General features: G+C 44.6%; 20 protein-coding genes and 3 tRNA genes. 13 read left to right on the forward strand and 10 right to left on the reverse strand.

The features are described 5' to 3' along the window. Positions 1-5: 5 nt before the first annotated feature. A complete protein-coding gene (locus tag GJV22_RS22300; protein ID WP_262888206.1) occupies positions 6-134 on the reverse strand; it encodes a hypothetical protein in 129 nt (42 codons plus the stop codon). A 178-nt stretch (positions 135-312) separates the two neighbouring features. Here GJV22_RS22300 and GJV22_RS04670 point away from each other — a divergent pair, with 178 nt between their 5' ends. From GJV22_RS04670 to GJV22_RS04695, 6 genes are all read left to right on the forward strand, one after another. Further along, on the forward strand, positions 313-1497 hold the full coding sequence (locus GJV22_RS04670) for an aldo/keto reductase (RefSeq protein ID WP_163709372.1): 1185 nt from the start codon (positions 313-315) through the stop codon (positions 1495-1497). 448 nt (positions 1498-1945) lie between these two features. Next, the gene (locus tag GJV22_RS04675) at positions 1946-5587 is read left to right on the forward strand and encodes an HYR-like domain-containing protein (RefSeq protein ID WP_163709377.1); all 3642 of its coding nucleotides are present in this window, start codon (positions 1946-1948) and stop codon (positions 5585-5587) included. Between the two features lie 47 nt (positions 5588-5634). Further along, positions 5635-6534, forward strand: a complete 900-nt coding sequence (locus tag GJV22_RS04680) for a porin family protein (protein WP_163709379.1) — start codon at positions 5635-5637, stop codon at positions 6532-6534. Between the two features lie 275 nt (positions 6535-6809). After that, positions 6810-7382, forward strand: a complete 573-nt coding sequence (locus GJV22_RS04685; protein ID WP_163709382.1) for a Crp/Fnr family transcriptional regulator — start codon at positions 6810-6812, stop codon at positions 7380-7382. Between the two features lie 479 nt (positions 7383-7861). Further along, positions 7862-8488 carry a fibronectin type III domain-containing protein gene (locus GJV22_RS04690; protein WP_163709385.1) on the forward strand — a complete coding sequence of 209 codons (627 nt, stop codon included), beginning with the start codon at positions 7862-7864 and terminating at the stop codon, positions 8486-8488. Between the two features lie 254 nt (positions 8489-8742). Further along, on the forward strand, positions 8743-8949 hold the full coding sequence (locus GJV22_RS04695; protein ID WP_163709387.1) for a hypothetical protein: 207 nt from the start codon (positions 8743-8745) through the stop codon (positions 8947-8949). Between the two features lie 205 nt (positions 8950-9154). Here GJV22_RS04695 and GJV22_RS04700 read toward each other — a convergent pair whose 3' ends face one another. After that, the gene (locus GJV22_RS04700) at positions 9155-10432 is read right to left on the reverse strand and encodes an alpha/beta hydrolase (protein ID WP_163709390.1); all 1278 of its coding nucleotides are present in this window, start codon (positions 10430-10432) and stop codon (positions 9155-9157) included. Between the two features lie 252 nt (positions 10433-10684). On the opposite strand from GJV22_RS04700, the gene GJV22_RS04705 reads away from it, so the two are divergent. The 6 genes from GJV22_RS04705 (at position 10685) to GJV22_RS04730 (ending at position 16475) form a co-directional block, all read left to right on the forward strand. Next, on the forward strand, positions 10685-11083 hold the full coding sequence (locus GJV22_RS04705) for a hypothetical protein (RefSeq protein ID WP_163709393.1): 399 nt from the start codon (positions 10685-10687) through the stop codon (positions 11081-11083). 118 nt (positions 11084-11201) lie between these two features. Further along, positions 11202-11642, forward strand: a complete 441-nt coding sequence (locus GJV22_RS04710; protein WP_163709396.1) for an acyl-CoA thioesterase — start codon at positions 11202-11204, stop codon at positions 11640-11642. A 157-nt stretch (positions 11643-11799) separates the two neighbouring features. After that, a complete protein-coding gene (locus tag GJV22_RS04715; RefSeq protein WP_163709398.1) occupies positions 11800-12441 on the forward strand; it encodes a DUF6515 family protein in 642 nt (213 codons plus the stop codon). A 158-nt stretch (positions 12442-12599) separates the two neighbouring features. Beyond that, positions 12600-13157 carry a GNAT family N-acetyltransferase gene (locus GJV22_RS04720; RefSeq protein ID WP_238480278.1) on the forward strand — a complete coding sequence of 186 codons (558 nt, stop codon included), beginning with the start codon at positions 12600-12602 and terminating at the stop codon, positions 13155-13157. Between the two features lie 119 nt (positions 13158-13276). Beyond that, positions 13277-13828, forward strand: coding sequence for a hypothetical protein (locus GJV22_RS04725; protein ID WP_163709401.1), 552 nt, complete (start codon positions 13277-13279; stop codon positions 13826-13828). Between the two features lie 256 nt (positions 13829-14084). After that, the gene (locus GJV22_RS04730) at positions 14085-16475 is read left to right on the forward strand and encodes an outer membrane beta-barrel family protein (protein WP_163709404.1); all 2391 of its coding nucleotides are present in this window, start codon (positions 14085-14087) and stop codon (positions 16473-16475) included. A 375-nt stretch (positions 16476-16850) separates the two neighbouring features. Here the strand turns inward: GJV22_RS04730 and GJV22_RS04735 are convergent. From GJV22_RS04735 to GJV22_RS04760, 6 genes are all read right to left on the reverse strand, one after another. Beyond that, positions 16851-16926, reverse strand: a tRNA-Gly gene (locus GJV22_RS04735). A gap of 22 nt (positions 16927-16948) precedes the next feature. Further along, a tRNA-Leu gene (locus GJV22_RS04740) sits at positions 16949-17032 on the reverse strand. 8 nt (positions 17033-17040) lie between these two features. Then, positions 17041-17116, reverse strand: a tRNA-Gly gene (locus GJV22_RS04745). Positions 17117-17239: 123 nt separating this feature from the next. Then, a complete protein-coding gene (gene mutS / locus GJV22_RS04750) occupies positions 17240-19822 on the reverse strand; it encodes a DNA mismatch repair protein MutS (protein ID WP_163709408.1) in 2583 nt (860 codons plus the stop codon). 171 nt (positions 19823-19993) lie between these two features. Then, a complete protein-coding gene (locus tag GJV22_RS04755) occupies positions 19994-21169 on the reverse strand; it encodes a lipoprotein N-acyltransferase Lnb domain-containing protein (RefSeq protein WP_163709411.1) in 1176 nt (391 codons plus the stop codon). A 160-nt stretch (positions 21170-21329) separates the two neighbouring features. Then, the gene (locus tag GJV22_RS04760; RefSeq protein WP_163709415.1) at positions 21330-21752 is read right to left on the reverse strand and encodes a DUF1761 domain-containing protein; all 423 of its coding nucleotides are present in this window, start codon (positions 21750-21752) and stop codon (positions 21330-21332) included. Positions 21753-21893: 141 nt separating this feature from the next. Here GJV22_RS04760 and GJV22_RS04765 point away from each other — a divergent pair, with 141 nt between their 5' ends. Beyond that, positions 21894-23027, forward strand: a complete 1134-nt coding sequence (locus tag GJV22_RS04765) for a PSP1 domain-containing protein (protein WP_163709418.1) — start codon at positions 21894-21896, stop codon at positions 23025-23027. Positions 23028-23067: 40 nt separating this feature from the next. Here the strand turns inward: GJV22_RS04765 and GJV22_RS04770 are convergent, their stop codons facing one another. Further along, positions 23068-23985, reverse strand: a complete 918-nt coding sequence (locus tag GJV22_RS04770) for a mevalonate kinase family protein (RefSeq protein ID WP_163709421.1) — start codon at positions 23983-23985, stop codon at positions 23068-23070. Positions 23986-23988: 3 nt separating this feature from the next. Beyond that, complete coding sequence (gene mvaD, locus GJV22_RS04775) at positions 23989-25020, reverse strand: diphosphomevalonate decarboxylase (protein ID WP_163709425.1); 1032 nt, start codon at positions 25018-25020, stop codon at positions 23989-23991. Positions 25021-25049: the final 29 nt, after the last annotated feature.

Here is a 25049-nt window from a genome sequence, read left to right on the forward strand (position 1 = left end):
TTTTACTATTTACTGGCCTTATCCAACAGCACCAGGTCTCCCGCATCCAGTGTCAGATTTGGTGCACCAATAAAGTTGAAACCTCCGTCAACAAAAACATACCAGGCTAAGTCCCAGCGATTACAAACGCTCACTGGCTACAGAAGCCTGAGCTATAATCGCGTTACTAAAGAAAAAGTCCTTCCGAATACTGCCCCGACGAACATTAGCAAAAAGTTAAAAGACAAACTCAATAGCTCTTGTTTCAACTTTCAACCCTGGTTTTTGTTACTATTCTTTACTTTTGATCTCCTCAATAAAAAGCCCGTAAAAATGGATTTTAAGAACGTTTCACTCTACCAACCGAAAATGGAATACCGCCGCTTTGGCAAAACAGAAAAGAATGTCAGTGTGATTACCCTTGGAGGTATGCGCTTTAAGCATGGCTGGACTGAACCCCGTCACGAAATCCCACAGGATACGCTGGATGAATGTCGTGATACGGTTGAAAAAGCACTCGTCCAAGGGATCAACCTGATTGAAACTGCTTACGGTTACGGGAAAAGTGAAACCGTTTACGGAATCGTACTGAATGATGTATTGAAGGTTCCGCGCGACTCTTATTACCTAATGACCAAAGGTGCATCAACGACTGCTGCCGATACGCGCAAACTGGTGATGGAACAGTTGGAAACCCTGAAGACCGACTATTTCGACTTCTACGCCTGGCACGGTATGAATACCCTGGAGCTATATGAAACAGCCTGTGCACCCGGAGGTCCGGTTGAGGAGTTGCTAAAAATGAAAGAAGAAGGGCTGATCAAACATGTCGGATTTAGTACTCATGCTCCTCTGGATGTGATCCTAAAAGCCATCGAAACAGATCTGTTCGAATTCGTCAACCTGCACTACTACTATTTCTTTCAGCGAAACAAAGCGGCTGTTGATTTAGCGGCAAGCAAGGATATGGGTGTTTTCATTATTTCGCCCAACGATAAAGGTGGCAAACTGAGTACACCACCACAAAAACTAATTGATCTCACGGCTCCCCTGCATCCGGTGCAGTGGAATGCCCGTTTTTGTTTAAGTCACGAATCCATTCATACCCTTACTTTCGGCTTACCGGCCACCTGTAGTTTCGACTTGCTGAATGGGATCTTCCCGGCACCTGCTCCATTTGCTCCTGAAGATAAAAAAATCAAAGAACGCATGGATGCTCAACGGGAACTTGATCCTTACGCTGAATATGAAGGTTACGACATGCTGCACGATCCTTCAGGCCTGAACATCCCGGAGATCTTGCGCTTCCGAATGATGTTGAAATGCTACGATATGAGGGAGTTTGGCTTGTATCGCTACAATATGTTCCAGGAAAAAGACCATTGGTTCCCCGGCAACTTCCCGACTGCTGAAAACCTGCAAAAAATAGACACCAGCCGTTGCCCCCAAGATGTTCCTGTTGTGGAATTAATCGAAGAGACGCACCGGGAACTATACAAACCGAAGGAGAAGAAGTAATTCGGACTAAACTGTTAACGCAGCCGAATGGCTAAAATTGAAAACCGGAATTCGTCACCTTACTGTCTCTTTGTTATTTGATTCGATATTAACCATTTAACTGCCCGGAGTAACTTTAAAAAGCTACTCGGCGTAGTTCTGCGCGTCAATTCCTGAATTTTACGTGTCAAAACTTTCATTCATCTCTCAATTAATCACCACCCGAACAAGATATTTCACACATAAGGCTAAATAAATCAGCATTATACTTGCTATAATAATGAAAAAAAGACATTCCCCTCATTGGGCCACAATCCCCGTCTCATAGTCTCTTCGCAGTCAACACCCCACACTAACGCATTCTATATCAGAAATATAGGTTAAAAAACATATCACTAAATTAATCACATTGTCCTAATATTTAGTAGATTAAGAGAACTGATTTAACTTAACCCTAAACTGAAATATAATGGTTACACATTTATGCGGGATTTTTCTATCCAAGAAGAAATACCCTCCGCAAGGCGGATTCCTATGGGGTATTTTACTAAGTTTTCTATTCTTTCTCTTTAACACAACAGCATTTGCAATCGGTGCCGATCCAGTGGCCCAATGTTTTAGCAACATTACGGTCCATTTGGATGAAAACGGTGCCGCTAGTATTACAGCTGAAGATCTCGACAATGGCTCTTACGACTCCGACGGAACCATTGCTCTATTCGTCGACATAACTGATTTTGACTGCACCAATATCGGAGATAATGATGTGCGACTAATTGTTGTCGACAATGACGACAATTCCTCGGTTTGTCATACAAATGTGACGGTCGTTGAGGACATCCCTCCAACTCCGGACGCTGAAACCTTACCGGATATACTGGCACAATGCATGGTGTCCCTCGCAGACATCACAGTTCCAACAGCAACCGACAACTGTTCCGGAACAATCGCTGGAATAAGCGATGCAACTTTCCCGATTACTGATCAGGGAACAACAATGATTACCTGGACTTATACCGATGACAGTGGCAACAGCACCACTCAGACTCAAAACGTGGTGATTGCTGATACCGAAGCGCCAATACCTGACATGGCTGCATTGGATGACATAACAGCCCAATGCGAAGTGACCGCCCTAACTCCTCCTACTGCAACCGACAACTGTGCAGGAACAATAGCCGGAACAACCGACGCAGTACTCCCAATTGCCACAACAACCATGATTACCTGGACCTACGACGACGGAAACGGCAACACGGCAACACAAACGCAAAATATCATTGTCGAAGACACGATGGCACCAACGCCGGATTTGGCAACTTTAGAAGATGTGAACGCTCAATGTGAAGTGACAGCATTAACCACTCCGACTGCAACCGATAACTGCGCGGGTGAAATAACCGGTACAACCGACGCGGCATTGCCAATCACAATAACCACGATGATTACGTGGACCTACGACGATGGAAACGGGAACACTTCAACCCAGACACAAAACGTAGTTGTTGAAGACACAATGGCGCCAACACCTGACCTGGCAACCCTGGATGATGTAAACGAGCAATGTGAAGTGACGGCCATAACTGCTCCGACTGCAACAGACAACTGCGCAGGTGAAATCACCGGTACAACCGACGCGGTATTCCCGATCATGGCAAGCACGACAATTACATGGACCTACGATGATGGAAACGGAAACACGTCAACTCAATCGCAAAATGTTGTTGTTGATGACACCCTGGCACCAACGCCGGATCTGGCAACGCTGGAAGATGTGAACGAGCAATGTGAAGTAACGGCCATAACCGCACCCACTGCAACAGACAACTGCGCAGGTGAAATCACCGGTACAACCGACGCGGTATTTCCCATCATGGCAAGCACGACAATTACATGGACCTACGATGACGGAAACGGCAACACGGCAACACAAACACAAAATGTTGTTGTTGATGATACCATAGAACCAACGCCCGATCTGGCAACGCTGCAAGATGTGACCGAACAATGTGAAGTGACGGCAATAACCGCACCCACTGCAACCGATAACTGCTCGGGAACTATAACCGGTACAACCGATGCTGTATTCCCGATCATGGCAAGCACGACAATTACATGGACCTACGATGATGGAAACGGAAATACGGCAACACAAACGCAAAATGTAGTTGTTGATGATACGATGGAACCTACGCCGGATCTGGCAACGCTGGAAGATGTGAATGAGCAATGTGAAGTGACAGCAATAACTGCGCCGACTGCAACCGACAACTGTTCCGGCACAATTACCGGAACAACCGACGCTGTATTTCCAATCATGGCAAGCACAACAATTACCTGGACCTACGATGATGGAAACGGGAACACAGCAACGCAAACCCAAAATATTGTGATTGAAGATACACTGGAACCAGTTCCGGATCTGGCAAGCCTGACTGAACTGTCTGCTCCCTGTGAAGTGACTGCCATTACCGCTCCCACAGCCACCGACAATTGTTCGGGAACAATCACCGGGACAACCGATGCGGCATTTCCAATCCAGGCAAGCACTGTCGTAATCTGGACCTTTACCGATGAAACCGGCAACACAGCCAGCCAAACGCAAAATGTCGTTATCGACGATATGGAAGCTCCAACTCCGGATCTGGCAACTTTAGAAGATGTAACCGCTGATTGTGAGGCGGCTACCATAACTGCACCGACAGCAACCGACAACTGCTCCGGAACAGTCACCGGAACAACCGATGCAGTATTCCCGATTGCAGCATCCACCGTAATTACCTGGACTTTCACGGATGCCAACGGGAACACGGCTACCCAAACCCAAAACGTCATAATTACGCCTTCACCGATAGCTGACGTAACCCTTGCTAATGGAACCTTCACCTACGACGGAGCAACACACAGCCTCGCAGTTGCAGGATTGCCTGCAGGAGCTTCGGTGAGCTACGAAAACAACGACCAGGTAAACGCCGGAACTTACGAAGTAACAGCAACCGTCAATCCGGGAGTTTCAACTTGTCCGGAGCTGCAATTAACTGCAACGCTGACAATTGATAAAGCACCACAAACCATCACCTTCGATGAGATTCCGGTGATGAGTCTGGAAGATGATCCGGACTTCGGATTGACTGCAACAGCCAGCTCTGGCTTGCCGGTAAGTTACACGTATACGTACGACGCCGACACAGCTCCGGCAACCATTAGCGAGACCGGCGATGTTAGCCTGTTAACATCAGGGACTGTTGAAATCACGGCTCATCAGGAGGGCAACGAAAATTATCTGCCTGCTGATCCCGTGACACAAACACTCACGATTACAAGCTCCGATGCAACGATCCACGAGATCATCATCAACAATACAACATACACGAACCCGGCCAATGAAATTCACTACGAAGTTGTATGTGGCGATAATTCAGATCAAGTTGAAGTGAGCTTTACCAAAGAGGTCAATGCAACGGCTGATACGCCGCTTATATTTGTGATTAGCACACCATCAAACGGAACGTTTACCAAAACCATTGTGGTGACGTCACAAGACGGAACACAGACCGAGACTTACAAGATTGTAATTGAAAAACCATACACCTACCTGAATCCGGACATCTTTGTGATCCAAAAATTCAACAATGTCTTGTTGGTCAACAACAACCCGGATAACAATGGCGGCTTCCGGTTTGTAAGTTTCAACTGGTACATGAATGATCAACTGATTGGCACCGGGCAGTATTACTCGGCGGGAGACAATGCGAACAATACGCTGAATCCAAATGGCACCTATTACGTTGAGATGACCGATTCAAACGGTATCACATACCGAAGCTGTGATTTCACTGTCAGCTTAACTTCAGCAGCCTACAACATGACCGTTTCACCGAACCCGATTACAGCAGGAAGCACCATCGATGTTCAGACAACCTACCCGGCAGAGATGCTGACTGATGTGACAATCATGATAAGCACACTTTACGGCAACCCGGTACTGCAGCAAATGACGACTACGAATGACACGCGAATCAATCTACCGGCTTCACTTACGCCGGGGACTTATGTGGTCACATCGAAAGCCGCCGGAGTCATTTTAAGCTCTAAAATAATTGTCCAATGACAACTGGTTTAAATCAATGGAATTGTTTCACGCTAAAATTTAAAACAATGAATATAAACAGATCGACCTGTTACAAACATAGCTTAATCATCCTGCTCGTCACCATGTCGGGCTTCGGACTCAGGGCACAGGAAATAAGAGTACCCCAAAGTGAATTTTCGTTCTATATGAAAGGCCCTTTTGCGAAACTCAGCTTCGACTTGGGCGACTACGGTGAAAGCTCCAGCCGGTTCGGTGTTGGCTTCGGTGCTCAATACGCCCGCTACCTCGATTACCACTGGAGTGTATCCGGCGGATTAGAAATCCAAACCTATGCTTCCAAAGCAGTAATGCCGGCTTTCAGCGACAGCTACGCCACGACCGATATGGAAGGAGATGACTTTGAATTCCAGTATTCCGTCTCCTCCTACTACGAACGGGAGAACCTGACGCTTTTGAACGTCCCGATTAAAGTACAGTATGAAACCGGAGTCGGAAAAACCGTCAAATTTTTCAGTTCAGCGGGGTTTGCTGTCGGCTTCCCTATTGGCGGAAATTATAAAAGCAGGATTACCGGGCTAAAAACAGCCGGTTATTATCCGCAATGGGATGCTTTGCTGACCAGCCCTAAATTCGCAGGCTTCGGGAACTGGGGCAACCAGCACAGCGCCAAAATGGACTTAAACCCCAAGAACAGCTATGCGTTTCTACTGGAAGTTGGTATTAAACACAACTTAGCTGAAGGGCACAATTTCTACGGAGGTCTCTTTATCGATATCCCGTTGAATAAGATCAATAACAGCGACAACAACAATCAATCGATGATTGCCTACGACGCCGACAATCCGGGCCAACTGATTTACAACCCGGTGGTCTATGCCTCTCCCGGAGCACAGGGAGACGGATATGCCGATAAAATGAAAGCCTTTGCCTGGGGTTTCAAGCTCCGGTATGCCATTGACTATTAGAAAAGATTCGTTCGTTCATCGCCAAAGACAAACAAAGCAGATCCTGACAAAAGGATCTGCTTTGTTGCTTTACCGGCTGCTGTTTAATGTCCGTAAAACACCACCATTCCGACGACTGGCAACCAAGCCGAACAGGCCCGAAACTTCCTATTCATCAATTACCAACACCCTACGTCACCAAAATATGATATCTCATTCACTTACAAGGCAAACAATTGGTTATGAACAAATAATCACTTAACTTATATATTTTTATTGCCTTAGATTCGATAAACATGTACATATTAATTGCTGATTTCTTTGCGCAGTTTGGCAATTTCTCTGATTGGGAACTGAGCCAGATCGTCTGTAAAATACAGGAGACCGAATTAAAAGCCGGCGAATACTTTCAGAAAACCGGTTCAAAGAACTGGCGAATAAGCTATCTGCTGGATGGTGTGTTGGGTGTATTAACCACAAATGATGATGGTAATCGCTGCCTGCGTCACTTAATTACCGAAAAACATTTCTTTACCGATTTAGGATGCCAGCTGACAACCCAAGGATCGGCCTATGCGTTCAAGGCACTCTGCCCCTGCCGGGTATCGAGCATTTCGCTTTGCGATGCCCGGCAGCTGATCACCGATATTCCCGCGTTGCAACAAGCTTACACCTTTACGCGAGAAGAAAGTCTGCTCTACTTAATTCACCAGCAGGATCTTCTCCGACAGGGTTCCCCGTCCAAACAATACCTCCGCTTACTGGTCCATCATCCGGAGATTTTCCGACAACTCCCGATGAAATACATTGCCGACTACCTCGGCATTACACAACGGTCGCTGAGTCGTATACGAAAATCATGTCACTGATTTTTTACCCTTGGGGTAAAAAATACCTGGATGCTTTGTCGGAAATTTGTCCTAAACCAAAAGACAAATGAAAACCTGCATCCAATCAACCGGCGCCCCGCATTCCAACCAATGGAGCACTGGTTTTAATCTAAACCCGGTAATTTCTTTTAAAAACCGAAGCAATTCTTTAAAGAAGGAGCCTGCTTTAAAGAAAAACCAGCCCAATTCTTTAAAAGATTGTCGTAATTCTAATCAATATTGCCTCAATGTTGATCAATATTGGAGTAATGTTGATCAATATTGGCGTAATTCTTTAAAGAATTGGTGTGATATTGTTAAGAACAGACCTGCTTTTTTAAAGAAATACCCATTCCGTTCTTTAATGCAAGCCGAATTTTATGTGTTCCTAATGTCGGCGACACCGCCCCATCCCTATTTATTCCTAAAACGAAGTATCGTTCTCCCGCTATAATTCAAATTTCAAAAACAGAAAGACTATGAGTAAATCTAAAGTTTCAATCGATTTTTCAGGTGCCCGATTTACGGACTCTGAGCTTAGTGTCGAAGCGAAACAGCTCACGGATAAGACGGACGGAAATCCGGCTTTTCCAACTCCCTCTCCCGAACTGGCGACCATTCGCACAACTATTGCCGATTACGATAAGTCATTGGAAGCTGTAAAGGATGGAAGCCGGGAAGATACGGTCGTAAAGAACCGGATACGCGCCGAACTCGAAGACTTACTCTCCAGCCTGGGTTTGTATGTCCAGCAGGCCAGTAATGGCGACGAAGCGCTGATCTTGAGCGCCGGGTTCTCGGTACACCGCGCACACGAACCAATTGGTCCGCTGGTGAAACCTCAAAACCTGATGGTGAAACCCGCAAGCAGCAACGGAGCTGTCCTGGTAAGTTGCAATGCTGTGCCTCATGCTTCGTCGTACCTGTTCGAATATCGCGAACTTGTTGATACCAGCGATAACGGCTGGGTTCCCCTTCCTTGTACTAAAAGTAAATTGACGATCTCTGGATTGACCTCCGGCAAGCAATATGCTTTCCGGATCACCGCTGTTGGTTCAACGCAAACACTGAACTGGAGCGACGAAGTCAAATCTTATGTCCTCTAATCCCTTTGGGATACTATACCAGGAAGAATGATACTTAAGCGTTAGGTACCCTGCACTGAAATAATGAAAAAGTGCAACAGACTAAAATCCTGGACTCAACCTAACAACCAAAAAAAGAGAGTGAAATTTTCATTCTCTTTTTTTATGATTAGACCAAGTCTAAATAATTGAACATATACCAAGCATGCCATTTATTATTCGTAACTTATATAAGATAGAACGAAAAACGAATCACTAATCCTAAACCAAAGGCCATGACAAACTACTACGTAAACAAAAATTCGCAACACAACGGCGATCATGAGGTTCACTCGAGTTCGTGTCTGAATCTGCCAGCCGAATTTAACCGGATCTTTTTAGGATGTTTCGCCGATTGTAAAAGTGCCGTAAAAGAAGCTAAGAAAACTTACCCCAAGTCCAATGGTTGTTACCATTGCATTCCCGAATGTCATACGAGCTAATGCCCTGCCGGAATCGGGAAGAAGGAAAACCGGCGATTCTGACTCATCCTCAACGAAACCGGCAATCCGGAAAATTGAACAATCCTGAAGGGATTGAATATTTATCACCCCCAATGAAATTAAGTACTTGCTCTTTCGAATAGCTAAAGCCGCTTGAGGCAACTTAACCTGCTCCGAAAGAGCAAGAACTATTTTGGGCCATTGACTATAACGGCATGCCAGCTAAAAGCAAATCTAAGGCTTGTTTAACTTCCTCCTGCGTAAAGGCGCAGTGTCCATACCGACCTAAAACGGGAAATTGGACTAACAGTTCCGGGAACGGGCTATTGGCCTGCACCTTTAAAGCGTAATCAATTTGATGTTGATACGTGGAAACATGATCAAACTCGGTATGCATGGTTAAAAGTGGCGTTGTTAAAAATCCGGTTGTTTCGTAGTTGTTCACATTCGCCATGGCCATGTCGTAGGTTTTCCGGAAAACCCGTTCAACCGTCAAATTCAACTTCCGGTCATTATCCGACCCCTGGTATTCGCGCATCGGATATTTGTTGTTAAACGGATTTCCGCTTAAGCGTTCAATGGCATCGTTGGTTGCCTTAACAGGGAAACGCAACACTTCGAGAATAGACCGGATGACATCTTCCGGAGACTCCTCCTGCATGTTAACCGGAATACGGGCACAAGCCAAAAATTGCCTTATGTTGTTTCCATTGTTGTAGAGGTAGTCATTCTGCAGCGCCTCAACCAAGGCCGCTGTCAACGAACCATCATTCCAGGCCTCCATTGTATGCTTGCTGACTCCTTTGGGACTTCCGAGATTAATGTCGTTAAAACTCGGTCCAAAGAAGTATTTAAATAAGACATGCGCATCGCCGTAATATTGCAACTGATTGTTGAAGTTACCGATCGGACAACAGGTGGCAATTGCAGCCTGAAACAGATCCGGGTTTTGCTCGATCGTTAATACTGTGATTAAACCACCTTCGGAAACACCAACTAAAACAAGAGCGTTTGGTGGAAGATATTCAGCTGTGGGTTGCCCGAAAAAGGCATAAATGACCGAATGAAGTTGCTTGATATCATCAATGGCATCGAGCACAACCAAGCCATTGCTGCGGTAACTGGTTGTTGCATAACCGAGCGGGAGTGGTTGATTGTTCAGAATCAGCTCTTTTATTGGTATTCCTTCAATCTGATCGTTGGGCAAAGCAATGGGCTGATCCGGATCGACATAACCATGGGCATAAACAATTAAAACGCGTTGCGGAAGAACATTCCAAGTCTCCGGGAGTGCGATTTCGTACAAAGCGCCATCAGGAAGCATACCGGTCATTTCAACCTGTACCGTTCCATTTTTTAGTGTCGCAGACAGTTCATTTTCGGGTTCGATGAATTCATCCTGGCAACTATTCAAAAACAATGAAGCAATCAGGATCAAACATAGGCTGAAGATTTTCTCACATAGTCGGTTTTTTGTTTTCATAGCGTTGGTTTTATTAAATATCATGAGCAATAACGGTATGATATGCACTACGAAAAGCTCGAAAACTTGGTTGCCGCTAACACTAAAAAACAAGCTCATTACCTTGAACGGTAAAGGAAGCCGAAGGAATACAGCAGGCAGCATAAATCAACACCCGTGAAACACATATATCCACTCGGGAACGATTCCGGCTTTGGCATCAATCTTGTTGATTTTCGAAAAATCGACAACAAACCCCAAACACGAACACGCATGCAAAAAACTATTCTGGTCCTGGCTTTCGCTCTTTTACTTTCAGTTTGTTTGCAAGCTCAAAACAGCACCCCTAAAGATCTCTCGGGCACCTGGTTTTTAAATTCCGGAACAGATACCCTGAACTTCGAACGTCAACTCGCCGACAGCACTTTTACGGAATGGCGGTTTAACAAAGACACGGTAAGCATTGGCTCGGGCTATGTAATAACAATACAGTCGAAAAACGGCGAGTATCACCAGGCCGTCATTTTAAAAGAATTAGCTTATTACCAATGGACCTTGCTACCGGAAGGACCAGCTAAAGATCCGGTTCTTGAACTAACGGGCAAGGATGACTCGTTGCACTTTGAGTTGCTTTTTGTTGATCCGAAACGAATGAAGCTGAGAAGAAAGTAAACGTGCATTTTGCTTAACCTTCAGATACCTGCCAATGCTCCGGAACCAGGACGAAAAGCCACATTGTTCCTACTCCCCAACTTTTTCTACCTTTAGCCTCAAATTTAGAAACACGCAAATGGACTATATCTTCGAATTACCGTTTAAAGTTCGCGACTACGAGTGCGATTTACAGGGCATCGTGAACAACTCCGTTTATCAGAATTATTTGGAACATACCCGTCATGAGTTCCTCGAGAACATTGGATTGAGTTTTGCAGAGATGCACGATAATGGGATCGACGCTGTTGTTTTTCGGGTCGAACTGGATTATAGGCTTCCCCTGAAAAGTGGTGATCAATTTGTGGTTAAACTGAATGTGGCCCGCGAAGGCAAACTGAAGTTTATTTTCCTGCAGGATATTTACCGGCTGTCGGATATGAAGTTGATGCTGAAAGGAAAAATCATTTCCACAACCATAAGTGCTGAGAGCGGTCGCCCGGTATTCTCACAACAATTAGCCGATGTATTCGACCGCTATATCTCGGAACAAATCAAATTGAATGCCTTCCAAAGCTAAAATTGAACGGAACGACCCTTTTGTAAAAATATCCTGTCGGTAAAAAATCCGATTCTGTCCGTGAAATGTTTCAAACCATCGATTATTCACCCAAAAGATGAATTTGGTGTACGATAATTGCAAGTGTGAAAGCATGAACAATTAAAAATCGAAGGTTATGAGAACAAACATCATTTTGCTTACGGCCGCTTTAGTTATAGCATCGGTAAGCGTAAACGCACAAAGTAGGAACGACAAGAATAGCAACAGAAGTAGCAAACAAACTACAAACACCCGAAAAAGCAGCACCGAATCAGCAACAAGTTCACGAACAATTACAGTTCAATCTCAACCGGCAAAAGCTTTAAACCAGGTGAGCCGGTCTCAGGTGAGTTATAAAAAAACAACGCCTAAGGTCGTTGCTGTTCGCACTCAGAATCGGTCGAATATGAAGACCGTGAAACACAACAACAAGGACTTCTATTACGAATCGGGAATCTATTACCGAAAGTATAACGACAACTATATAAAAGTCGCTCCTCCCGTTGGGCTAAGCATTCAGTTGTTACCTCAGGGTTCCGTTCGCATTGCGATCAATAACCGGAACGTCTTCTATTTTGAAGGTGTGTTTTACCAACAGTCGAATAATGGTTACGTGGTTGAGACACCACCTGTCGGAGCCATTGTTGATGCCCTTCCGGCTGATTACGAAAGAGTAGAACTCAACGGATTGCTCTATTACGAATACAACGGCATTTTATACAGCCGCGTCCGCTACGACAGTGATCGCGCCTACCAGGTAGTTGGCTACCTCGAATAGCCATCCAGCAATTAAACAACAACAGAAACCAAAGCACTTGGCCCTCCAGCCAGGTGCTTTTGCTTTTACCGGCCTCCTGCAGGCTCTTTTCTCCGCCGAATCCAGACCTTCTTCTTTCAAACTTAAAGGCAAAACAGATAAATCCGTATATTGAATGCGTGACTGATTCAAAACTCAATATTGAACGGATAAAACCGGAAGAGCTTAGCGACCTGCAAGCCATTTGCAAAACAACCTTCATCGAGACTTTTGCCCACCAAAATACCACGGAAGACATGGAGCTTTATCTGCAGTTGAATTTCAATGCAGAACGTTTAACCGAAGAAATCAGCAATCCGGAATCGGAATTTTACGGTGCCCGAAAAGACGGTGCAATTGCCGGTTATTTAAAACTCAACTTTGGTCAGGCTCAAAATGAATTAAGAGACCAAAATGGGCTGGAGATTGAGCGAATTTATGTTTTAAAGAAATTCCAGGGAAAGCAAATTGGACAATCGCTTTACCAAAAAGCCTGTGCCGTTGCCCAAGCCAGGCAAGCTTCTTTTATCTGGTTGGGTGTTTGGGAAAAGAATTTCAAAGCACAACACTTTTATAAAAAGAACGGCTTCGTGGCCTTCAGCCAACACCTCTTTATTCTAGGTGAAGATGAACAAGTTGACATCCTGATGAAACGTTCTCTCCCGATAGATCCTGCCAAGCCGGCTAACCGATTTTAGGCAGCGCAATCATCCCTTCCTCAACCACCCATCAAACTCTTTAACCAAATAAAAACCATTCTGGCATCAATCTTGCGTATCTTTGATTCAGAATATCAGAAATCCTTAAATATCATCTTATGAAAACAATCTCAAAACTTCTAATGATTCTTTCTGTCGCCTTTCTGGTTTCCTGCCAAGGAGATCCCGGACCAATGGGACCTGCGGGATATGACGGACAGGACGGACAGGACGGAACAAACATCCTGGGTATCGTCTTCGAAACAGATGCCTATAACTTTAGCTTTTCGAATGATTTTCTGCTGTATTATGCGTTCCCGAACGATGTGGAAATTTATGACACCGATATTGTTGTGGTTTATGTTCTTTGGGAACAGGACAATGGATTGGATGTGTGGCGGGCATTGCCTCAATCGGTTTTCTTTAATGAAGGCACGATGATGTACAATTTCGATTATACGGCGGGAGATGTCCAGATTTTCATTGATGGAACCATGGACCCAAATCTCTTACCTTCGGGATATACAGACGATCAGATCTTCAGAATCGTGGTATTACCGGCTGATTGGTACAATAACAAATCGGTGGATTTGAATGACTACAATGCCGTGATGAAAGCGCTGAATAAAGAGGTTGAACCGGTTAAAGGAGTTCAGCTCTATAAAAGATAGCTATCTATCGGTTACCTCAAGGGTAGCCAATAAGACCCAAAAGATGACATTCTCAGCTAAGAATGTCATCTTTTTTTTACCCATCACCCATCATCCATCCCGTTTATTCCATCTCCGTAAATATTTCAATTACACCTACTAACTATTTCAGGATTAAGTCGTAGTAATTAAGACATAAATGTCTCTTTTTGGATGTTTACCTAATCCCTTTGCTATGATTGAAAAGAACTTTCAACCCTCCAACCTCCTTTTTACAATGACTTTATTACTGTCTTCAACACTGGCCCAGGCACAAATCCAGGGATCGGTGCGCGACACGACTGAACTCCCGGTTCCTTTTGCCAATGTTCTGCTTCTAAATCAAGCCGACTCAACAGTTGCTGTCGGAGTAATGGCCACCGAAGAAGGAACCTACAACATTAGCAACTTTACCCCGGGAAGCTACCTCATCGGTGTTAGCCTGATTGGATATGAACCGGCTTATTCCAAGCCTTTTATGATTAAAAGCTCCAATGAACACATCCATCGAAACCCCATGTACATGCGTTCCAACTCAAAGCAAATTGAGGACGTAAATGTTGTCGCCAAAAAGCCGATTTACGAACTGCAGATCGACCGGATGGTGGTGAACGTTGAAAACAGTATTACATCGAGTGGGAATACGGCCCTTGAAGTGTTGGAAAAATCGCCCGGCGTCATCGTCGACCGGCAAAACAACAGCATCTCGCTGGCCGGGAAAAGCGGGGTGATGATTATTCTGAACGGCAAGCAAACCCGCATGCCGATAGAAGCCGCTATGCAAATGCTGGATGGCATGAATGCCGAGAATGTCAAAAAGATTGAGCTGATCACCACGCCCCCCGCCAAATACGAAGCGGAAGGAAATGCCGGGATTATAAACATCGTACTGAAGAAGCATGAAGATTTTGGCACCAACGGCTCTTTCTCACTGGGCGCAGGTGTTGCCAAACGGGAAAAAATGAACGCCAGCCTCAACCTGAATCATCACATGGATAAAGTCAACTTTTACGGAACCTATAATGTCAATTACAACAACTTGTTTCACCAAATCGACTCCTACAGAAGATACCTGCAGGATGATCAAGTCAACGAGACAGAAGCCAGCAGCTACAGGGATGCCATTCGGCTGTTTCAGAATATCCGGATGGGTTTTGATTATACCATCAGCAGTAAAACAACCCTCAGCGTATTGACAAACGGATACGTCAGTGGCTGGGACATGGATGCGGTTAATGACATTCTGTATATGACAAGCGGAACGACAACCAAAACTTCGGTAATGGATAATCAGGAAACCAATAAATGGTACCATGCCATGGGCAACATCAACCTGCAGCATCATTTTAAAGAAGAAGAAACATTGGATATCAATTTCGATTACCTGAACTATTACAACGATAACCCTTCAAACTATGACTCGCAGGTTACCGATAACATGGGACAAACAACGTCGGAAATAATTGAAATTGAAAAGACGACGCCCATTGATATTCTCGTAGGATCATTGGACTACTCCAACCAGGTTAATACGGATTTCAAAATTGAAGCCGGAACGAAAATTACCTACACCTTATTTGAGAATGATGTTGCTGTTCGCTACCTGGAATCTGGGGGATGGACTTACGATCCGGAACTGACCAACAAATACAGCATGGATGAGAACATCATGGCCCTATATACTTCTGTTAGTTATAAAATTGCAAAGAACACCAGTTTTGTCGGGGGCTTGCGCTACGAATACATGAACTCGGTTTTGGACTCGGAAACTGAAAAAGGAATTGTCGATTTACACTACGGCGAATTCTTCCCCACCCTTTTCCTGTCGCAGAAGCTCGATGATAAAAATACACTGCAGGCGTCGTACAGTCGCCGGATCAATCGTCCAAGTTTCAACCAACTGGCGCCTTTTTTAATCATGAATACTCCCCAGAGCTTTATTTCAGGAAATGTGAATTTGCTGCCTGCATTCAGCAACATTTATAAAATCGAGTACCAATTTAAATCGGCGATGCTTTCGGTGGCTTATACCGATACCAAAGATGCCATTTCCCGGTTTGCTCCAAAAAACAGTGAAGACGGCGAAAAACAATATTTCTTTTCCCGGAATATCGACAAGAGTCAGACAATGTCGGCCACCTTAGCCATTCCGATCACTATTACATCGTGGTGGAAAATGCAGAACAACCTGATTTGGACCAAGCAGAAAGTCGACACGGAATACGATGGAACGGAGTATAAAATCGATCAGGATAACTACCGGATTACAAGTAACCAAAGCTTCTCCTTGTCAAAACGCCTGTCTGCAGAGATATCCTGTTTCTATAACTCAAAATCAATTTGGGGAATTTACGAGAGCATGGCTTTCGGCCGCGTGGATGCAGGTCTGCAATGGAAACTGAAAAACGAGAACAGCAGGTTTAATCTCAACATCAGCGATATTTTCAAAACCAATATTTACCGGAGTGTCGCCAGCTTGCCGGAGTTAAATATTTACAACCGGTGGCGCCTAGACTTTGAGCCCCGTGTCTTCCGTCTGACCTTCACCCAGAACTTCGGAAATGGTGCTGTAAAAACAAGCCATCGAACTACCGGTTCTGAAGAAGAACAGAATCGTGTTAATCCTTAATAATACAGGTTGCCGAGTGCCAACAACAAAAAAAAGATGGTCGCTACCATCCTTTTCTCCTAACCAAATCCTATCTCTATGAAAAAAAACTACTTATTACTTTGCGTCTTGTACCATACAAAGATACCGCAGACTTCCGTTAACGCCTGCCAAGGAGTGTTAAAGAATCTTATGGATTGAAAAGCGGCGCAACTGTTCCCCGCAATCGCTGTTCGTACCTATCGATAAAGGTTGATTGGAGTCAGAGAGTTGGCCGTCCCGGGAGTAGATCAAAGCTGCTTCACTGAGATTCGGTAGTTATTATTACACAGCAGATGTGATCGGAATAGCTACAAAAACAAAAAAGCACCTCAGAAAACTGAAGTGTTTTGACTTTGGAGCGAGAGACGGGATTCGAACCCGCGACCCCGACCTTGGCAAGGTCGTGCTCTACCAACTGAGCTACTCTCGCAAAAATCAAAAAGTATAAAAAGTACCCGGAGCGGGACTTGAACCCGCACGATCATAATGATCATTGGATTTTAAGTCCAACGTGTCTACCATTCCACCATCCGGGCATCCTGGATGGAGCGAGAGACGGGATTCGAACCCGCGACCCCGACCTTGGCAAGGTCGTGCTCTACCAACTGAGCTACTCTCGCAAATATACTTTTTAGAACTCTGCTATGCCTTTCGGAAACAGCGATGCAAATATATTGCTAATTTTTTTTTATCCAAAAATAAATCTCACATTTTAAAATCTATTTTTCGAGACGTCCCGAAAGCTATTTTAAGCCAGATAGTTTCTTAATTTCATTCAGCTTATTCAAGGCTTCAATCGGGGTCAGATTATTGATATCAAGGGCTGAAATCTCTTCCCGAATCGCTTTCAGCACCGGATCATCCATCTGAAAAAAGCTTAACTGGAAGCCTTCACGCTTCTCGGCCATGCCTTCCAGCGGCTTCGCCAAGCTGTCTTTTCGGTTATCACCTTCCAGTTGAACCAGAATTTCATCGGCCCTTTTCACTACCGACGGCGGCATACCGGCCATGCGAGCGACATGAATACCAAAACTGTGGTTACTACCTCCGCGAACCAGTTTACGAAGAAAAATCACTTTATTGCCAACTTCTTTCACGCTAACATTGTAGTTCTTCACTCGCGAGAATGATTTTTCCATCTCATTCAGTTCGTGGTAGTGGGTCGCAAATAAGGTTTTCGCTTTCGACTGCATCTGCTCGTGAATATATTCAACAATGGACCAGGCAATGGAAATACCATCGTAGGTCGACGTTCCACGCCCCAATTCGTCCAGCAAAATAAGGCTCCGATCGGAGAGGTTATTCAAGATACTGGCTGCTTCATTCATCTCCACCATAAAGGTTGATTCACCCAAAGAAATGTTGTCGGATGCACCAACCCGTGTGAAAATCTTATCGACATAACCGATACTGGCTGAATCTGCCGGAACATAAGACCCCATTTGGGCCATCAGTACAATCAGAGCTGTTTGTCGCAATAAAGCCGATTTACCGGCCATATTGGGGCCCGTTATAATGATCACCTGTTGCTCATCCTGATCGAGCAGCAGATCATTACTGATGTATTCTTCACCAATTGGCAACTGCTGTTCAATTACCGGGTGGCGACCGCCTTTAATCTCAATCACCTTCGTATCGTTTAACTCGGGCTTCCTGTAGTTGTTCGCTTGCGCACTACTCGCAAACGACAGCAAACAATCCATCCGGGCGATGACCACCGCATTCAACTGGATGGCTTGGATATATTCGGACAAGGCCTGCACTAAATCATTGAACAACCTGGCTTCCAGTGCCAGGATCTTCTCTTCCGCACCTAAAATTTTACTCTCGTACTCTTTAAGTTCCTCAGTGATATAGCGTTCAGCACTCACCAGAGTTTGCTTCCGAATCCATTCCTGCGGAACCTTATCTTTATGTGTATTTCGAACTTCGATGTAATAACCAAAGACGTTATTGAATGCGATCTTCAGCGAAGAAATTCCGGTCCGGGCAGATTCCCGCTCCTGCATCTGGTTCAAATAGTCTTTCCCCGAATATTGAATTTTACGCAGCTCGTCGAGCTCCTCCGAAATACCACTTTTAATCACATTCCCTTTATGCAGCAACATAGGTGGGTCATTGACTACTTCTTTCTCAATCCGATCGCGTATGGACGTGCAAGGATTCAATTGTTCGGCAAAGCGGTTCAAGACAGGGTGATCAACTTTTTCCGCATAATGCTTGATCGGCTCAATGGCGTTCAGCGCGTTTTTCAGCTGAATAACTTCGCGCGGGTTGATTCGCCCAACTGCTACTTTCGAAATGATTCGTTCCAGATCGCCGATGTGACGCAAATGCATTTCGAGTTCTTCTTTCTCATTCTCTGAATTCGCAAAATACTCCACTACCGAAAGCCGCTCATTTATCGCATTAATTTCTTTCAACGGTAATGCAATCCAACGCTTCAGCATCCGTGCTCCCATCGGCGAGATGGTTTTATCCAACACCTGAGCCAGAGTTTTCGCACCATCATTAATGACCCCGAACAATTCAAGATTACGAATAGTGAAGCGGTCGAGCCACACGTACTTGTCTTCTTCGATGCGTGAAAGCGCTGTGATGTGCTGAACCTGGTTATGCTGTGTTAAGTCGAGGTAATGCAAAATCACCCCTGAAGCAATGATTCCGTAATTAAGATCATGAACACCAAACCCTTTCAACGATTTGGTTTCGAAATGACGTAGCAAACGGTCATTGGCAGCATCCTCGTTGTACACCCATTCGTCCATCGTATAGGTGTAATACTTGCCGCCAAAATGTTCCGAGAACTCATTCCCTCTCCCCTTTTGGTACAAAACCTCTTTGGGTTTAAATGAATTGAGCAACTTGTCGATGTATTCGAAGCCACCTTCTGCAGTTAAAAACTCCCCGGTTGAAATATCAAGGAAAGCGACTCCTGCCATTTTTTTATCAAAATGAACCGAAGCAAGGAAGTTGTTTTCACGATGTTCGAGAATATTGTCGTTGATGGAAACACCTGGGGTTACCAGCTCGGTAATTCCGCGCTTGACAATCTTTTTGGTCATCTTGGGATCTTCCAGCTGCTCGCAAATAGCAACCCGCTGTCCCGCACGAACTAATTTCGGCAAATAGGTATCCAAGGCATGGTGCGGGAAACCCGCGAGTTCGACATAACTGGCAGAACCATTGGCCCGGCGGGTCAACGTAATCCCAAGAATCTCGGCAGCTTTCACTGCATCCTCACCAAAAGTCTCATAAAAGTCGCCCACCCGAAAAAGCAGAACCGCATCCGGATGTTTGTCCTTGATGTCATAATATTGCTTCATCAAGGGTGTTTCCACATATTTTTTTTGCTTCGACAAATTCAATCGTTTTTGTATGCTTAGCCAACAAAGATAAAGGAACTACCTGCAAGTTTAAAAGGGCAGGCGGGCTTGTTCCACGAAACTTATTAACAAGTTACCACGAAGCCAGTAATCCTAGTGATAGGCAATCGATTACTTTCTATCCAGCAAAAAACGGCTGTGAAACAGCGACCGAACTAAGAGCATCGCAATTAACAGGTAAAAACCAGGAACAATCTCTTGTGGCAGAAAAATACTGAGCGGAAAAAAGAGCAACAACCAGGCTGACAAAGCGACCCAATACCAACGCAACACAGGACGCCACTTTTTGACGAGCCATAAAAACAAGAATGGCAAATTGAGGCACACCGCCCAAAGTTGGTTGTAATTGGCATGCATCGCCGGATGTTCCGAATACAGAAAAAACCAAGCCAGAATTAGCCCAATAGTGCCATGCACAAGTAAAAGAACATAATCAATTCCGTAACGAATCCGACCACTTTTCAGTTGCCTGATGGTCGTCCAGAATATTAAAATCAGAAGGCCCAGAAGAATCAATTCCGGTGAATGAATGGTCAACCAGGAGGCATGGACACTTTCTGCATCATAGAGATCATTTGTCGCCTTTACCAAGGGAACTTGTTTGCCATTCCGCACAATGGTTGCATCGGCGAAATGCTGAAACAAATAATCCGGCAAAAACATTTCCTGGTAAGCCGAAGCGACTTCATCAGAAGGGCTTCCTAAAACCAGCTGAATTCCAAAATTCGTCCAGGGCAATATTTTCTGATATTCAGCAGCATGCTGCCGAAACGTTTTGCCCTCTCCTTCCATTGGAAATTTAACATCACCGTCAACCGTATTTTCCACCACATCGCGTACCCGGGTGGCACAGTTATCCATAAAAAAATTGTAGCGATACTCTCTGTTTTCAGGCTTCGCATTATCAATCAGGAAATTCAGAATGCTTTGTTTTTCGTTCTGTGTCAGGTTAAGAACCTGCTCCCTAATACTCCTTCCGTTTTGTATATATTCCTGGTAAAATTGATTGAAACGCTCCGGAGCCAGCAAATAATTGGCATTCCCCTTGGCAAATCGATAGACAAAATTAGGCTCACGAAAGCTGAAAACACCATAATTGAAAACAACATCCCATTGCTTTACCGGATCATGAACCCGAATAGCCGTATGCCCGTAGATCGCGTGAACTAGGTCGCTGGGGCCACAAGACATGATGCTTATTTCCGCCTGATTACTTAAACTGATTGTTTGACTTCTGGCCGAAAAGCTCATTCCTACGAGAAGGACAAAGAGGAGTATTCGTTTCACAATTTTTTCTTTCAAAAGAAGTAAAAAGCAACTGTAATGAGAAATAGAACAGGAAATTTTTACCTGCTTATCCGCTCGAATCACTTTAATCAAAAAAAAATACCGCAAAAAAAGCTGCCAGGGAAAGGCAGCTTTCAAATTATATGAACAGTAAACCCAATTAGCGCCATGCGCCAACAATTGCTCCCATTACGATATAAGAGACCAAATCATATCCTGCATGAATAAGGAAAAGGGAAAATTTCTGCTGCTCAAACAGGACAGTGTTCAGGCGCGATGTTGAGATCCAGAAAACAGCAATCATGAAGCCGGCAAATACACCGAACATTAGATCGCCTGCTGAACCTAAAAACATGGCCATCGAAAAGGCCGCCAAAAAGGAAGCAATGAAAGAACTTCCGAAAATGACAGGCATTGGTAATGCCCTATCTTTCATAGACTCTTCCGTAAAACCGTTAAGAGACATCCATTTTTCGCCGAAAAGGAAAGGTGAATACCACAGGCCTCCGATAACAAATGTACTTAGCGCTGCAACGATTACAGCCCAGTAGTTTACATGTGAAATCACTCCAACCAAATCCATAAATTCAATTTCATATTATTGACACGAACGCCAAATCAAGTTACAACTATTTTTGAAATTTCCCTTATTTAGACTTGATTAATATAGCTAAAGTTCTAATTTTAGATATTTTTGTCTGAATTTGAATTTAAATGAATAATTATGGGATGTAATGGATGTACCATGAAGATGGACAGTGATCGCCCGCAAATGCTGACAACGCATGATTGGTTGAAAGACCTCCCGGATACGAGTCACCTGAGTAAGATCGTGGAGGTCCGATTCAAAGGAACGCATAAAGACTTTTATAAAAATGAAGATATGCTTTCGCTCAAGGTGGGCGATATGATTGTTGTTGCAAGCAACCCCGGTCACGATGTCGGTTATGTGACCCTCACCGGGACACTGGCAAAGAAACAATTTGAACGGAAAATCAAACGCCCTGAACGTTATACCTGGAACAAAGTTTACCGCAAAGCAACTGAAACCGACAAACAAAAGTGGGAACAGGCGAAAAAACGCGAGTACGCCGTAATGGTTCGCTCCCGACAAATCGCAACGGAGTTGCACCTGGATATGAAAATCGGCGATGTCGAATTTCGTGGCGATGGTTCCAAAGCGATTTTCTACTACATCGCTGATGGACGTGTTGATTTCCGGGAGCTAATTCGCCGGTATGCGCGAGAGTTTCAGATTAAAGTTGAGATGAAGCAAATCGGCGCCCGTCAGGAAGCCGGCTTAGTGGGAGGAATAGGCTCTTGCGGCCGGGAACTGTGTTGCTCAAGCTGGCGAACCGATTTTTCAAGCGTAACTTCCGACGCCGCTCTAAAGCAAGGTCTTTCTCCGAATGCAGAGAAAATGGCCGGACAATGTGGCAAGTTGAAGTGCTGCTTGATGTATGAGTTGGATAGCTACCTGGAAGCTCAGGAAGATTTCCCTTACGAGTTATTGAACCTGGAAACTGAAAAAGGATTAGCCAAACATTTCAAAACTGAAATTCTAAGCAAAAGAGTTTGGTATATCATTGAAGGGGCCTATTCCAACAAACCAATTATGCTCGAACTGAAAGATGTAAAAGCCATCATTCAGCTGAACAAACGCGGTAAAAAACCATCCTTGGATCGCTACCTTGGAGTAGAAGAAAAGCCGGTAAATGAAATGAGCGTTGGTACTGTGGATATGGATCTGATGAAGCCGAAAAAACCGGTCAATAAGAATAGAAGGAAACCGAACCAAAAGCGTCGAAACAATAATCAGCCATCGCGCAACAACAGAAATCAAAAAGCGAACACTTAAGAACTGCGATAAACTGTTTCCGGGTTTGAAGAGAGAAATTTCAGAAAATCCGGAAACTCTTCTTTGTCTGCGGAAATACGACGTCCGTTGGTGCAAACGCCAATAAAAAACCTCCTCCTCCCGATCCGAGCAATTTCACCAGAATTCCTTTCATCTTCAATTCACTTATGAATCCCAAGCATGAATCCGGGATCATTTCCTGAAAATGTTTCAATTGAAACTCATGGAATTTTCCAAGCTGATGAAAAAAGGACTCTTTTTCATTATTCTGAAAAGCCTCAACCGTTGCGTCGTTGGCCGGCAAATAGCGTTTTTGAAACAAATCCGAAAAATCAGCTGTTTCCATCTTCTCCAAAAAAATCTTGACTAACGGTGAGGTCGGACTCGTAATTCCGGTATCAATCAGGTAAACTTTCCACGGCTGATCCTCCAATTTTAAATCGGGTAACCAGATCTTACCATTCTCCACTAAAACCGGCCTGTTCAGAAACGAAACCAAAGGATCAAGCCCCGAACTTCGCCCATGAAAATAGGATTCAAGCACGATGAAATCTTCCCGTAACCGGCTTATGATTTCTCCAGGATTCTCCAGCTTGAAGTCATTTTGGTTCAAAAAGCTGCCATAGCGATCGTATAAGCCAGCACAAAGTGCTCCCGAACTTCCGACTCCATATTGCAAAGGGATGTCGGATTCAAAGTACAATCCGCTTTCTAAATCACTTTTTAGCTTCTCTACGTCAAGCGGAAAATTCATCTGCGAAGCAAGCTTTTTATCTTCAAACCAACTGGCAAAACGATCCAATTCCGTCGCACTGTTCTGTTGGCACTCGTTCGGAGCAACGATATCCATCTTCGCAAAGTAACCTTTGAATTTCGGGAAGGGAACAGCCAGAGCCTTTGCTCCAAACATCAAACCGTATTCGCCAAACAGCAATAATTTCGCGGGATACTTCTTCATACGCTAAGCTTTCAACGGGCCATCACCAACCTGGTCATCCAGCCACTCCCCGTTTTCGGTATGATACAACAATTCGCCCTTAATAAAAGCATGCACCGCTTCCTGATCTTCTCTCCAATACAAAAGATGAATATTCGGTCCTGCATCAATTGTAAATCCGACCGGCAAACCCGTCTGCTGGCGGAATTCGCGAATCAGTTCAATAATTGCCACACTTCCGGGCTTCAACAGTAAAAAGGACGGAGTTGAACTCATCATCAGAGCATGTAGGCTCAGCGCTTCCTGCTCCACCAGATCAATAAAGGCCATGCGATTACCATCCTCCTTCATGAACCGCATGAGCTGTTCAATGGTACTGTTCACTTGTTTTAGACGAGCGGCCTGGTACGGATGATTATTCATCAACTCGTGACCTGCAGAACTGGAAACCTTTTTCTTTTTCGAATCAACCAGCAACACGGCATCACAAAGCGAAAAATAGCTTTTGTGAATCTGTTTTGAAACCGGAACAGCATAACAATCGGTAGACCCCGGCAAAGCATTTGATTTTCCCCACCAGGCGAAACCGCCGTACACCGATCGGGATGCACTCCCACTTCCCATTCTGGCTAGTCGAGAGGCTGCCTGAAAAAACTTATCATCATCATTTTCAACTCCCGTTATCTGCCGGCTTAAATCCTCCAGACAAAGTGCCAAGGCACCAAACGCCGAAGCAGAAGAAGCAATTCCGGTAGAATGAGGAAACGTATTTTCACTCGCTATTTGAAAAGCATAATCATTGATCCAGGGACGTTCAATTGACAACTTATCCAGGTATTTTTCAATCCGAGTGGCAAAAGGAGATTCCTTCCCCTCAAAAAGAAATTCCAGCTTCATGCTTTTTGCAGCTTGCAGGCTAACCGTTGTCCTTGTTCGGGCAAGCTTCAGACTAAAGCTCAACGAAGGATTCATAGGCAATTGTTCCGGCTTTTTGCCCCAATATTTCACCAATGCGATATTGGATGGACAAAGCCAGGTTGAAGTATAAGTTGTCATGTAGAATTATCCTTGTTTTGAGGTCAGAG

The organism is Mangrovibacterium lignilyticum, assembly GCF_010882175.1.
Classification (GTDB): Bacteria; Bacteroidota; Bacteroidia; order Bacteroidales; family Prolixibacteraceae; genus Mangrovibacterium; species Mangrovibacterium lignilyticum.